The organism is Methylobacterium thuringiense (genome assembly GCF_022179645.1).
GTDB classification, from domain to species: domain Bacteria; phylum Pseudomonadota; class Alphaproteobacteria; order Rhizobiales; family Beijerinckiaceae; genus Methylobacterium; species Methylobacterium thuringiense.
The window spans coordinates 175,462-187,104 of sequence record NZ_BPRA01000008.1 but is presented as its reverse complement, the minus strand read 5'-3'; the positions used below and the strand labels follow the sequence as shown (position 1 = coordinate 187,104).

General features: G+C 69.2%; 11 protein-coding genes. 7 read left to right on the top strand and 4 right to left on the bottom strand.

Features of this window, described 5'->3' with window-relative positions; all coding sequences use genetic code 11:
• Positions 1-158: 158 nt before the first annotated feature.
• The 4 genes from MFF07_RS09785 (at position 159) to MFF07_RS09770 (ending at position 5,468) form a co-directional block, all read left to right on the top strand.
• Complete coding sequence (locus MFF07_RS09785; protein ID WP_147820307.1) at positions 159-2,981, top strand: bifunctional transaldolase/phosoglucose isomerase; 2,823 nt, start codon at positions 159-161, stop codon at positions 2,979-2,981.
• A 139-nt stretch (positions 2,982-3,120) separates the two neighbouring features.
• A complete protein-coding gene (gene gnd / locus MFF07_RS09780) occupies positions 3,121-4,131 on the top strand; it encodes a phosphogluconate dehydrogenase (NAD(+)-dependent, decarboxylating) (protein WP_147820309.1) in 1,011 nt (336 codons plus the stop codon).
• 9 nt (positions 4,132-4,140) lie between these two features.
• Positions 4,141-4,872, top strand: coding sequence for a 6-phosphogluconolactonase (gene pgl / locus MFF07_RS09775; RefSeq protein WP_147820311.1), 732 nt, complete (start codon positions 4,141-4,143; stop codon positions 4,870-4,872).
• A 122-nt stretch (positions 4,873-4,994) separates the two neighbouring features.
• Positions 4,995-5,468 carry a hypothetical protein gene (locus tag MFF07_RS09770; protein ID WP_238231723.1) on the top strand — a complete coding sequence of 158 codons (474 nt, stop codon included), beginning with the start codon at positions 4,995-4,997 and terminating at the stop codon, positions 5,466-5,468.
• Between the two features lie 52 nt (positions 5,469-5,520).
• On the opposite strand, the gene MFF07_RS09765 is transcribed toward MFF07_RS09770, so the two are convergent.
• Positions 5,521-6,615: a 2'-deoxycytidine 5'-triphosphate deaminase gene (locus MFF07_RS09765; protein ID WP_147821811.1), complete on the bottom strand. Its 1,095-nt coding sequence runs from the start codon at positions 6,613-6,615 to the stop codon at positions 5,521-5,523.
• 38 nt (positions 6,616-6,653) lie between these two features.
• Entirely contained in the window at positions 6,654-7,100 is a 447-nt protein-coding gene (locus MFF07_RS09760; protein WP_238231721.1) for a hypothetical protein, read from the bottom strand.
• A 218-nt stretch (positions 7,101-7,318) separates the two neighbouring features.
• Between MFF07_RS09760 and apaG the strand changes: the two genes are divergently transcribed.
• Genes apaG through speG form a run of 3 tightly spaced genes read left to right on the top strand, consistent with a single transcriptional unit; the run spans position 7,319 to position 9,508 of the window.
• Positions 7,319-7,711, top strand: coding sequence for a Co2+/Mg2+ efflux facilitator ApaG/CorD (apaG, locus tag MFF07_RS09755; RefSeq protein ID WP_147820295.1), 393 nt, complete (start codon positions 7,319-7,321; stop codon positions 7,709-7,711).
• On the top strand, positions 7,689-8,942 hold the full coding sequence (gene argE, locus MFF07_RS09750; protein ID WP_238231720.1) for an acetylornithine deacetylase: 1,254 nt from the start codon (positions 7,689-7,691) through the stop codon (positions 8,940-8,942). Before apaG ends, argE begins: the two co-directional genes overlap by 23 nt.
• Positions 8,939-9,508, top strand: a complete 570-nt coding sequence (speG, locus tag MFF07_RS09745; protein ID WP_238231718.1) for a spermidine N1-acetyltransferase — start codon at positions 8,939-8,941, stop codon at positions 9,506-9,508. Before argE ends, speG begins: the two co-directional genes overlap by 4 nt.
• Before the next feature lie 68 nt (positions 9,509-9,576).
• Here speG and MFF07_RS09740 read toward each other — a convergent pair whose 3' ends face one another.
• Positions 9,577-10,689: a hypothetical protein gene (locus MFF07_RS09740; RefSeq protein ID WP_238231716.1), complete on the bottom strand. Its 1,113-nt coding sequence runs from the start codon at positions 10,687-10,689 to the stop codon at positions 9,577-9,579.
• A gap of 191 nt (positions 10,690-10,880) precedes the next feature.
• The gene (gene eda / locus MFF07_RS09735) at positions 10,881-11,495 is read right to left on the bottom strand and encodes a bifunctional 4-hydroxy-2-oxoglutarate aldolase/2-dehydro-3-deoxy-phosphogluconate aldolase (protein WP_147820289.1); all 615 of its coding nucleotides are present in this window, start codon (positions 11,493-11,495) and stop codon (positions 10,881-10,883) included.
• Positions 11,496-11,643 lie beyond the last annotated feature (148 nt).

Genomic DNA, 11,643 nt, shown 5'->3' with positions numbered 1-11,643 from the left:
AGCGGGTCGGGAGAGGGGAGCGCCGTGTCCGGACATTGCGGACCCTCTCCCGCCCTGCATCCGCAGGGCATCCTCCCCCGCAGAGGGGGAGGGTTTCGAGGCGCGACGCGCCCTATCTCCAGGGTAGCGACCCAACGACAGTCTGAGGATCGACCGACATGAGTGCCCTGAACGCCCTCTTCACCGACTACGAACAGGCGGTCTGGCTCGACTTCGTGGCCCGCGGATTCATCGCGAAGGGCGAACTGAAGGCGCTGGTCGAAGCCGACGACCTGCGCGGCGTCACCTCGAACCCGTCGATCTTCGAGAAGGCGATCGGGCATTCGTCCGAGTACGACGACAGCCTCAAGAGCGTGCTCGACCAGGGCGACGCCCGCGTCATCGACCTCTACGAAGGCCTCGCCATCGCCGACGTCCAGGCCGCCGCCGACGTGCTGCGCCCTGTTTACGAGGCGAGCGACGGCGCCGACGGCTACGTCAGCCTCGAAGTCTCGCCCTACCTCGCCCTCGACACCGAGGAGACGCTGGTCGAGGCGCGGCGTCTGCACAAGGCCGTCGCCCGCGACAACCTGATGGTGAAGGTGCCGGCGACCCCGGAGGGCATCCCGGCGATCCGCCAGCTCACCGCCGAGGGTATCTCGATCAACGTCACGCTGCTGTTCTCGAAGGCGACCTACGAGGCCGTAGCGCAGGCCTTCATCGACGGCCTGACCGAGTTCGGGGCCAAGGGCGGCGACGTCTCGAAGGTCGCGAGCGTGGCGAGCTTCTTCATCAGCCGCATCGACGTGCTGGTGGACAAGCAGCTCGACGAGAAAGGCGAGTTCGAGGACCTCAAGGGCAAGGTCGCGATCGCGAATGCCAAGCTCGCCTACCAGTCCTACAAGCGCATCTTTTCCGGCCAGGCCTGGGAGGCGCTCGATGCCAAGGGCGCCAAGGCGCAGCGCCTGCTCTGGGCCTCCACCGGCGTCAAGAACAAGGCCTATCCCGACACGCTCTACGTCTCCGAGCTGATCGGCCGGAACACCGTCAACACCATGCCGCCCGCCACCATGGACGCCTTTCGCGATCACGGGCAGGCGCGGGCTTCGCTGGAGGAGAACGTCGGCGAGGCCGAGGCCGTGATGGCGCGCCTGGCCAAGGCCGGCATCGACATCGAGGCGGTCGCCAAGCAACTCGTCGCGGAGGGCGTGCAGCTCTTCGTGGACGCGGCCGACGCGGTGCTCGGTGCCGTGGCCTCGAAGCGCGCGGCGCTGCTCGGCGCCCGGCTCAACGGCCATGCCTGCAAGCTCGGCGACGTGCTGCAGGGCGCAACCGACAAGACCATCGAATCCTGGCGCGCCGATGGCGCGATCCGCCGCCTCTGGGCTCATGACAAGACGGTCTGGACGGGCGCCGACGAGGACAAGTGGCTCGGCTGGCTGCGCATCGTCGAGGACGGGCTGACCAAGGTCGGCGAGTACGAGGCCTTCGCCGAGGAGATTCGCTCCGAAGGCTTCACCGATGCCGTGGTGCTCGGCATGGGCGGTTCGAGCCTCGGTCCCGAGGTGATCGCTGCGACCTACGGCGAGCGCGAGGGCTGGCCCAAGCTTCGTATCCTCGATTCGACCGATCCGGACGAGGTCCGCACCGTCGAGGCGGCTGTGAACCTCGAAAAGACGCTCTTCATCGTCGCCTCGAAATCCGGTTCGACTCTCGAACCCAACGTCTTTCGCGACTACTTCCTGGGCCGGATGAAGGAGGTCGTCGGCGACAAGGCCGGCCGGCACTTCGTCGCCGTGACCGATCCCGGCTCCGCCATGGAGAAGGCCGCGAAGGACGACGGCTTCCGCAGGATTTTCTACGGCGTGCCGCAGATCGGCGGCCGCTACTCCGTGCTCTCCGCGTTTGGCCTCGTGCCGGCGGCGGTGGCGGGCGTCGAGATCGACGAGTTCTTGGAGAGCGCGCACATCATGGTGCGCTCCTGCGGACCGGCCGTGCCGCCTGCCAACAATCCCGGCGTGCGCCTCGGCGCGGCGATCGGCGTTGCTGCGCTGGAACACGGCCGCGACAAGGTGACGATCATCTGCTCGCCCGGCGTCGGCACCTTCGGCACCTGGGCTGAACAGCTCATCGCCGAATCCACCGGCAAGGAGGGCAAGGGCGTCATCCCGATCGAGGGCGAGCCCGTCGGCGTGCCCGCTATCTACGGCCGCGACCGCTTCTTCATCTACCTGCGTCTCGACGGCCGCGCCGACGCGCAGCAGGACGAGGCCGTGAAGGGCCTGGAGGCGGAGGGCCATCCGCTGGTGCGCATCGACCTCGAAAAGGTCGAGCAGCTGTCGCAGGAATTCTTCCGCTTCGAGATCGCCACGGCGGTTGCCGGCGCCGTGCTCGGCATCAACCCTTTCGACCAGCCCGACGTCGAGGCGAGCAAGATCGAGACGAAGAAGCTGTTCTCGACCGCCGAGGAGACCGGATCGCTGCCGGCCGAGACGCCGCTGTTCGAGGACGACACCATCGCGCTCTACGCCGACACCGCCAACGCCGAGGCTCTGGCGCAGGGTGAGGGCGGCGTCGAGGCGACGGTTGCCCGGCACCTCGCCCGGGTGAAGGAGGACGATTACGTCGCGGTGCTCGGCTATATCGAGCGCAACGCGACGCACCAGTCGGTCCTGCAGGATGCACGCCTCGCCGTGCGCGACGCCCGCAAGGTCGCGACCTGCCTGGAGTTCGGGCCGCGCTTCCTCCATTCGACGGGGCAGGCCTACAAGGGCGGCCCATCGAGCGGCGTCTTCCTCCAGATCACCGCCGACCCGTCGCAGGACCTTGCAATCCCCGGTCGCAAGCTCGGCTTCGGCACGGTGATTGCGGCGCAGGCCCGCGGCGATTTTTCGGTGTTGGCCGAGCGCGGCCGGCGGGCCCTGCGCGTCCACATCAAGGGCGGCGAAGTCGAAGCCGGCGTCAGACGCATCGCCGCGGCGATCAAGGCGGCGGTGGGTTAGAACCTTCCCTCCCCCTTGTGGGGAGGGACCGAGGGTGGGGGTGGCTCCGCTTGCCTGCGTCGGACCAAGCGGCACCACCCCCACCTCCAACTCCTCCCCACAAGGGGGAGGAGAGGCGCCAGACGGGAGTCAGCAAGCCATGCAACTCGGCATGATCGGCCTCGGCCGGATGGGCGGCAATATCGTGCGGCGCATTATGCGCAACGGGCACACGGCCGTAGTCTTCGATAAGGATTCCAAGGCCGTCGAGACGCTTGCAGGCGAGGGTGCCACTGGCGCCTCCAGCCTCGAAGACCTCGTCGCCAAGCTCGAAAAGCCGCGCGCCCTATGGGTGATGCTGCCGGCCGGCCACATCACCAACGAGACCATCACCGCCCTGCACGGCCTGATGGAGGCCGACGACATCATCATCGACGGCGGCAACTCGTTCTATCAGGACGACATCCGTCATGCGTCCGAGCTCAAGGACAAGGGCATCCACTTCGTCGACGTCGGCACCTCCGGCGGCGTCTGGGGGCTGGAGCGCGGCTATTGCATGATGATCGGCGGCGACACGGCGGCGGTCGACCGCCTCGACCCGATCCTCAAGACGCTGGCGCCCGGCCGGGGCGACATCCCGCAGACCCCCGGTCGCGAGGGCCGCGATTCGCGCGCGGAAGAAGGCTACATCCATGCCGGCCCGACCGGCGCGGGCCACTTCGTCAAGATGATCCACAACGGCATCGAGTACGGCCTGATGCAGGCCTATGCCGAGGGCTTCGACATCCTCAAGCACGCCAATTCCGATCAGGTACCGGAGCATCGCCGCTACGATCTCAACCTCGGCGACATCGCCGAGGTCTGGCGGCGCGGCAGTGTGGTCTCGTCCTGGCTCCTCGACCTGACCGCTTCCGCGCTCGCCGGTAACGAATCGCTCGAAGGCTTCTCAGGGTTCGTCGAGGATTCGGGCGAAGGACGCTGGACCATCAACGCCGCCGTCGAGGAGGCCGTGCCGGCCACCGTGCTCTCGAACGCTCTCTACCGCCGCTTCCGCTCGCGCGAGCACGACAGCTATGCCGACAAACTCCTATCGGCCATGCGAAAAGGCTTCGGCGGCCATATCGAGGGCGCGCCGGCTCCGGCCATGGGCTCGTCCGACGCGCGCAAATAAGGGGCGCCGATGATCGCCCTGCCCCCGAATGCGACGATCCTCCCCGACGCCGAGGCGACGGCGCGGGCCGCTGCCGACCTGCTGCTCGCGGTGGCGGAGGAGGCGACGGGGGAGCGCATCGCGATCTGCCTGTCCGGCGGTTCGACGCCGAAGCGGCTCTACGCGTTGCTTGCGGGCGAGGGCTATGTCGGCCGGGTGCCGTGGTCGCGCATCCACTGGTTCTTCGGCGACGACCGGGTCGTGCCCTGGGACGATCCGCTCAGCAACGTCCGCATGGTCCGCGAAGCCTTCGGGCATGAAGGGCCGGTGCCGGCCGGGCACTTCCACTTCATCCCCTCCGACGCGGGCGCAGAGATCGGCGCGCGCGCCTACCAGAAGACGCTGCAGGCGTTCTACGGCGCGGACACCCTCGACCCGTCCCGGCCGTTGTTCGACCTCGTCCTGCTCGGCCTCGGCGGCGACGGCCACACCGCCTCGCTGTTCCCCGGCAAGCCGGCGGTGAAGGAGCGCGAGGCCTGGGTCGCGGCGGTGCCGGAGGCGGGGATGGAGCCGTTCGTCCCGCGCATCAGCCTGACCTTCCCGGCGCTGGCCTCCTCGCGTTCGGTGCTCTTCCTCGTGAACGGCACGGCCAAGCGCGATCCGCTCGCGCGGCTCGCGGCCGGCGAGGATCTGCCCGCCGGCCGTGCCACGAGCAAGGGCCGGCTGATCTGGTTCATCGACGAGGCCGCCGCCGACGCCTGAGCCGTATCCTGTCACGCAGGGTGACATCGCGTAGGGTGCCATCGCACACTTGCGGCCACACTTTCGCCATAGCCGCTAACAGTATGCGAGGGCGAAGTCTGGCTCGTGCCGGAGAATGCGCCATGTCGAGATTGTTCGTGCGCCGCGTGCGCATCCTGCCGGGTCCGCTGAAGCTCCTGCAGCAGGTCGAGCGCCGCAGCCCCGTGCCGGTGACACCCCTCGCCCTCGCCTCCGCCGCCATCACGGCCGGCCTCCTGCTGATGCTGCAGCTCTCGCCGTCCCTCTCCGTCGATCCGACGCCGATGGTTGCCTATGCGGATGCCGCCCCGGAGCCCGTGGCGTTCGTCGCCGCGGCGCCGGTCGAGGCCGTCCTCCCGGCTCAGGTGGCGGCCCCGGCCCGCTCGGCGGCCGCCGATCCGTCGCCGTTCCAGCTCGACCTGCTGCCGGTGCTCGAGGGCGACGGCACGGACCTCGACATCGGGCCCGCACCGGCCGTGACGCCGCCGAGCGCCGCGCCGAAGGCGGCCACGCGCAGAGTTCTGGTTTCGCCCAGAGGGGCCGGCGTCGTGGCGGCCGGAGGGCCGGCCCAGCCCTGAGCCGCGTCGGCCGGAGGCTCGCCGACCGGCGCCTCGTCCGGGCGGCGGCGTATCAGTAGAAGTGCTTCGAGAGCTTCAGGCCCTGCGCCTGATAGTTCGAGCCCGCGCCCGCGCCATAGAGCGTCTCCGGCGTCTCGGCCATGCGCTCGTAGACGAGCCGCCCGACGATCTGGCCATCCTCCAGCAAGAACGGCACGTCGCGCGAGCGGACCTCGAGCACGGCGCGCGCGCCCGAGCCCCCTGCCCCGGCAAAGCCGAAGCCCGGATCGAAGAAGCCGGCGTAATGCACCCGGAATTCGCCGACCAGGGGATCGAACGGCACCATCTCGGCGGCGTGGTCGGGCGGCACCTGCACCGCCTCTTTCGAGGCCAGGATGTAGAACTGGCCCGGATCGAGGATCAGCGCGCCGCGGTCGTCGGCGGGCAGCGGATCCCAGAAATCGGAGGCCGGCTGGCTGCGCGGCTTGTCGACGTCGATCAGCCCGGTATGGCGCTTGCCGCGATAGCCGATCAGGCCGTCGAACCCGGACAGGTCGACCGAGACGGCGACGCCGCCGGTGAAGGAGGGGTCGTCCGCGCTCACCAGCGGGCTGCGGGCGTGCAGCGCGGCGAGTTCGGTATCGGTCAGGCGCGGCTCGCCTTGGCGGAAGCGGATCTGCGAGAGCCGCGAGCCGGTCCGCACGAGGATCGGGAACGTCCTGGGCGAGATCTCCGCATAGAGCGGCCCGGTATAGCCGGCCTCGACCTGATCGAAGGCGGCGGCGCGGTCGGTGATCACGCGGGTGAACACGTCGATGCGGCCGGTGGAGCTCTTCGGATTCGCGCTGGCCCGCAGGTCCGCCGGCAGGGCCAGATCTTCGAGCAGTTCGGCGATGTAGACGCAGCCCGTCTCCAGCACCGCGCCTTGGGTCAGGTCGATCGGATGCAGGGCGAGCGCCGCGACGCAGGTGTCGACGGTGCGGCTCGTGCCGGGCAGGAAGCTGGTGCGGACCCGGTAGGCGCGCTTGCCGAGGCGCAGGTCGAGGCTCGCCGGCTGGATCTGGTCGGGGGCGTAGGGGCGCTCCGGGCGGATCGCCCCGGCCGCGGTCAGGGCGGCGATGCCGCGCGCCGAGAGGATGCCGTCCCGTCCGGCTGCGTTCCGTGTCATCCGGCAGTCTTTCTGAGGCCGTTCGCGTCCAGCATGGCTCAAGGCCGGACGAGGGTTTCGCGCGTCTCCGCCTTGGCCAGGACCAGCACGCTGCGGGTGAGCGAGAGCCGGGCGAGCGCGCCCATCGCAACCATGCCGGCGATGAGGCTCGCCACCACGGGGAAGCGGCCGGGTCCGAGGAGCGGCAGCACCGCGAGGATGGCGGCGGCGAGGCCGGGCGCCGCGCCGAGCGGCAGCACCAGCGATGGCAGGCCGCGCATCGCCAGTTCGACGCCCGAGCGCCGCGAGGCCGCCTCGGCCGCGAGCCGCGAGGCCGCGTCGAGGGCCACCGCGACGGCCAGCGCCACGCCCGCCGGACCGTTCATGGCCGGGGCCTTCCAGACGAACAATGCCGTCAGCGCGAGCAGGACTCCGGAGCCCATGAGATAGGGCATCGAGGCGTCGGCAACCCGTGATCGCAAGGCCTGGGACGGGGCTTTCGCCAAGGGAACTCCGACGTACTTCGCCGCGATTGACGGGAATCCGGGGGCCACGTACCACGAGGCCGAGCGGTTGTCGCGTCGCGGCGACCCCAGTGCGTTTTCCGACCGAGTCGATGCCGGTTGGTCGAAAGAGAGCGCGTCGAAACGGAAGCTTAAGAGTCACCGGCCCGATGCAATCGGATCGGATACGGCTCTGAGCGGCCAGGGAGAGATTTCCGGCGATGTACAAGGCCGAGACCCGCGGCATCAGCGTGACCGTCGAGCCTCGCTTCGTCGAGGAGGAATCCTCTCCCGGCGAGAGCCGCTACTTCTTTGCCTATACGGTCGAGATCGTGAACAACGGCAACGAGAAGGTGCAGCTGCGCTCGCGCCATTGGCGCATCATCGACGGCCACGGCTCCTGCCAGGAGGTGCGCGGCGCCGGCGTCGTCGGCAAGCAGCCCTTCCTCGGCCCGGGCGAGTCGTTCAGCTATACCAGCGGCTGCCCGCTCACGACGCCGGACGGGCTGATGGCCGGCAGCTACACGATGACGGTGATCGGCGGCGACAGCTTCGAGGCGGAGATCCCGGCCTTCTCGCTCGACTCGCCGCATGTCCGCCGCAGCGTCCACTGAGGCGATGTCCTCGGAAGGGCTCTCCGACGACGTGGATGCCGGTTCGTCGCGAGAGGGCGCGACACAGCGAGAACCCAAGCGCTACACCACCCTCGAACTGCTCGAACGCCTCGTGGCCTTCGATACCGAGAGTTCGAAGTCCAACATCGCCCTGATCGACTTCGTCGCCGGCTACCTCGACGGCTGGGGCGTGCCCTACACCCGCGTGCCGAACGCGGCCGGCGACAAGCAGGCGCTCTTCGCCACCCTCGGACCGATGATCGATGGCGGGGTCGTGCTGTCGGGCCATACCGACGTGGTGCCGGTGACGGGCCAGGCCTGGACCTCCGACCCGTTCACGCTCCGCATCAGTGACGGCCGCGCCTATGGCCGCGGCTCGGTCGACATGAAGGGGTTCGATGCCCTCGCCCTCGGGCTGGTGCCCGACGCCGTCTCGACCGAACTGAAGCGGCCGATCCACATCCTGCTCTCCTACGACGAGGAGATTACTTGCCTCGGCGTGCTCGACACCATCGCCCATTTCGGCACGGACCTGCCGCGCCCCGGCGCGGTGATCGTGGGCGAGCCGACCGGGCTGGAGGTCGCCGACGCGCATAAGAGCGTCGTCACCTATGACACGGTGGTGCACGGCCACGAGGCGCATTCCTCCAAGCCCATGCTCGGGGCGAACGCGGTGACGGCGGCGGCCGATCTCGTGGCGGAACTGAACGCGATCGCCGACGCGATGATCGCGCGGGGCGATGCCTCCGGCCGGTTCGACCCGCCCGCGACGACGGTGCATGTCGGCACCATCGCAGGCGGCACCGCCCGTAACATCCTGGCGAAACGCTGCAGTTTCCACTGGGAGTTTCGCGGGCTGCCCGACCTCGACATGCAGGAGATCCCGCGCCTGTTCGCGGAGGCGACCGAGCGGGTCGTCGCCAACAGGCTGAACCGCTACGGCGATTACGGGCACATCGAGACGGTGGAGGAGGTCGCCGTGCCGGGACTCGCCCCCGATCCGGGCTCGGAAGCCGAGACGCTGGCCCTGCGGCTCGCCGGGCGCAACCGCACCATCTCCGTCTCTTATGCAACGGAGGCCGGGCGCTTCCAGGCCGCAGGGCTGCCGACGGTGGTGTGCGGGCCGGGCTCAATCGACCAGGCCCACCAGCCCGACGAGTACATCACCCTCGACGAGTTGGAGCGGGGCGAAGCCTTCATGAAGCGGTTGCTGTCGGAATGCGCGGCGTGAGTGCGAAACGCTTGACTGGCGCGGTCAAACTCCGGCCGCTGGAGCGCGAGGACCTGCGCTTCGTGCACCAGCTCAACAACAACGACAGCATCATGCGCTACTGGTTCGAGGAGGCCTACGAGTCCTTCGCCGAGCTCCAGCAGCTCTACGAGCGCAATATCCACAACCAGACCGAGCGGCGCTTCATCATCGCCACGGAGGGGGACGAGCCGGCGGGGCTGATCGAGCTGGTCGAGATCAACCACCTGCATCGGCGCTGCGAGTTCCAGATCGCGATCCATCCCGGCTTCGAGGGGCGGGGCTACGCCTGGAAGGCGACCCGGATCGCCATGGACTACGCCTTCAGCGTGCTCAACATCCACAAACTCTACTTGCAGGTCGACAAGGACAACGCGCGGGCGGTGGGCATCTACGAGCGCTGCGGCTTCAAGCCGGAGGGCGTCCTGCGCGACGAGTTCTTCGTGAACGGCCGCTACCGCGACGCCGTGCGGATGTGCCTGTTCCAGCCGGACTACCTGGCCCAGCGCGGCAGCGGCGACGTCAACGAGCCGGTGTTGAAGACCTGAGCGTCAGTCGGGAAGAAGAGGGGCCGTCTCCGGCCCCTCCCCTTTGCCCGAATGTCTAAGCGTCAGGCTCAGTTACGGCCGCCTGCACCAGCGCCTGCGCCGCCGGTGCCGCCAGCACCGCCCTTGCCCATCGCGCCGCCACCGGCACCCATGGAGCCGCCGCGACCGCCGCCGGCTTCGCCTGCACCAGCGTTGCCGCCGCCGGCATTCCGCATACCGCCGGTGTCGCCCTTCTCGGAGGCATTGCGGATGCCGCTGGACTTGGTGTCGGTGCCGGCGTTCTTCATGCCGCCGTCGTTGCCGCCGCGGGTCATGCCCTTGCCGGTCTCGTTGCGGTCGGCACGGGCGCCGCGCCCGCCGTTGTCGTCGCGGCCACCACGAAACCCGTCGCGCTCGCGGGTGGTGACGCTGGTGCGGGTCGAGACGCTGTTGCGCTCGAAGCCGTCGCGACCGCCGACATTCACCGACAGGCGGCGATACTCGGGCGAACCATAGAGGACGCGCTGGCCGCGGATCACGACGTAGCGCTCGCGGAGGCCGCCCCGGCGCTCGGTCACGATCAGACGGCGGTATTCCGGCGAGCCGTAGATCACGCGCTGGCCGCGGACGGTGACGTAGCGCTTGCCACGGATGCCGCCGCCGCTGCGCTCGGTCACGACGAGGCGGCGATACTCGGGCGAGCCGTAGACCACACGCTGGCCGCCGATCACCACGAAGCGGCCACCACGGCCTCCGCGGTCGAAACGATCGGTGCGCGACGACGTGCGGATGTCGACCCGGCTGTTGCTGCGTCCCTCGAATCGGTCGCCCCGGCCGCCACGCTCGGCGCGATCGCCACGACCTAAGCGGTCGCTCCGTGCACCGGCATCGCCGCGCTCGTTCGCAGCCGCCTTGCCGGCACCATTGGTATTGCTGGTTTCGCCGCCGTCGCGTCCGGCACTCTGGCGACCCATCGAACCGCCGCCGTCGCCCTTGTCACCGCCGCGCGCGGCCTGCGATGCGCCCCCACCGTCACCACGGGAGGCCGCCGCGCTGCCGGCACCGCTTCGACCGCCGCCCATGGCCGACTTCTCCGCGCCACCGCCCGCACCGCCACCGGCACCGGCCGCACCACCGCCCTGCTGGGCATGAACGGACGTGCTCAGCAGCAATGCTGCCAAGCCAACAGCAAGTCTCTTCATCAGACGTTCCTCCGAATTATAAACGCGGATCGAAACGTCGGAAGTGCGAAAAGGGTTTCGTGGTTTTTCGAAGATTGCTTTCGATCGAGAGAACAGAGCTAAGCTTGACCGCACAAATAGAGACGAGTTGCGAAAATGAACGAATTTTCAGCTTCACTCGTCTTCGCACTGCAGCACGGCGCCAGACTCGTCTACCGCAATCGACTGGCAGCTTCCGCCGCCCTGCGGATCGCGGCACCGTCGGGCGCGCCCGCCGGCACGACCCAGCTTCCGCCGACGCAGAGAACCGATGGGTGTGCAAGCCAGTTCGGCGCCGTCGCCTCGGTGATGCCGCCGGTCGGGCAGAAGCGGACGTTGCCGAAGACGGCAGCCAGCGCCTTCAGCGCCTTCAACCCGCCGGAGGCCTCGGCCGGGAAGAACTTGAAGCGGTCGAGGCCGTGGTCGAGCCCGCGCATGATGTCGGCGGCGTTGGCGACGCCCGGCAGGTAGGGCACGCCGCTCTTCTGCGCAGCCTCCGTCAGCGGCGCGGTCAGCCCAGGGCTGACGATGTACTTCGCGCCGGCCGAGAGCGCCGCGTCGAGGTCCTTCGGGTTCAGCACCGTGCCGGCGCCGACCACCGCACCCTCGACCTTCGACATCTCGCGGATGACGTCGAGGGCGGCAGGCGTGCGCAGGGTGACCTCCAGCGCAATCAGTCCGCCGGCCACCAGCGCCTCGGCGATCGGCGCGGCATGGGCCACGTCCTCGATCACGAGGACCGGGATCACGGGAACGGAGCGCATCAGCGCGTCGATGTCGTTGGCCATGGGGCTCTCCCTGAAGTGTCCCCTCCCCCTTGTGGAGAGGGGTAAGGGGTAGGGGTGGTGCCGCTTGCCTGGGTCGGAGCCCAGCGGAACCACCCCCACCTCCAACTCCTCCCCACAAGGGGGAGGAGAGTAACCGTCGCGGATCCGA

Excerpts from the sequence above, each read along its gene's own strand:
- MFF07_RS09770 (WP_238231723.1), top strand. The coding sequence starts at position 4,995 with ATGTCGAGATTGTTCGTGCGCCGCGTGCGCATCCTGCCGGGTCCGCTG.
- MFF07_RS09740 (WP_238231716.1), bottom strand. The coding sequence starts at position 10,689 with ATGAAGAGACTTGCTGTTGGCTTGGCAGCATTGCTGCTGAGCACGTCC.
- MFF07_RS09765 (WP_147821811.1), bottom strand. The coding sequence starts at position 6,615 with ATGACACGGAACGCAGCCGGACGGGACGGCATCCTCTCGGCGCGCGGC.
- apaG (WP_147820295.1), top strand. The coding sequence starts at position 7,319 with ATGTACAAGGCCGAGACCCGCGGCATCAGCGTGACCGTCGAGCCTCGC.
- gnd (WP_147820309.1), top strand. The coding sequence starts at position 3,121 with ATGCAACTCGGCATGATCGGCCTCGGCCGGATGGGCGGCAATATCGTG.
- pgl (WP_147820311.1), top strand. The coding sequence starts at position 4,141 with ATGATCGCCCTGCCCCCGAATGCGACGATCCTCCCCGACGCCGAGGCG.
- eda (WP_147820289.1), bottom strand. The coding sequence starts at position 11,495 with ATGGCCAACGACATCGACGCGCTGATGCGCTCCGTTCCCGTGATCCCG.
- MFF07_RS09785 (WP_147820307.1), top strand. The coding sequence starts at position 159 with ATGAGTGCCCTGAACGCCCTCTTCACCGACTACGAACAGGCGGTCTGG.
- argE (WP_238231720.1), top strand. The coding sequence starts at position 7,689 with ATGTCCGCCGCAGCGTCCACTGAGGCGATGTCCTCGGAAGGGCTCTCC.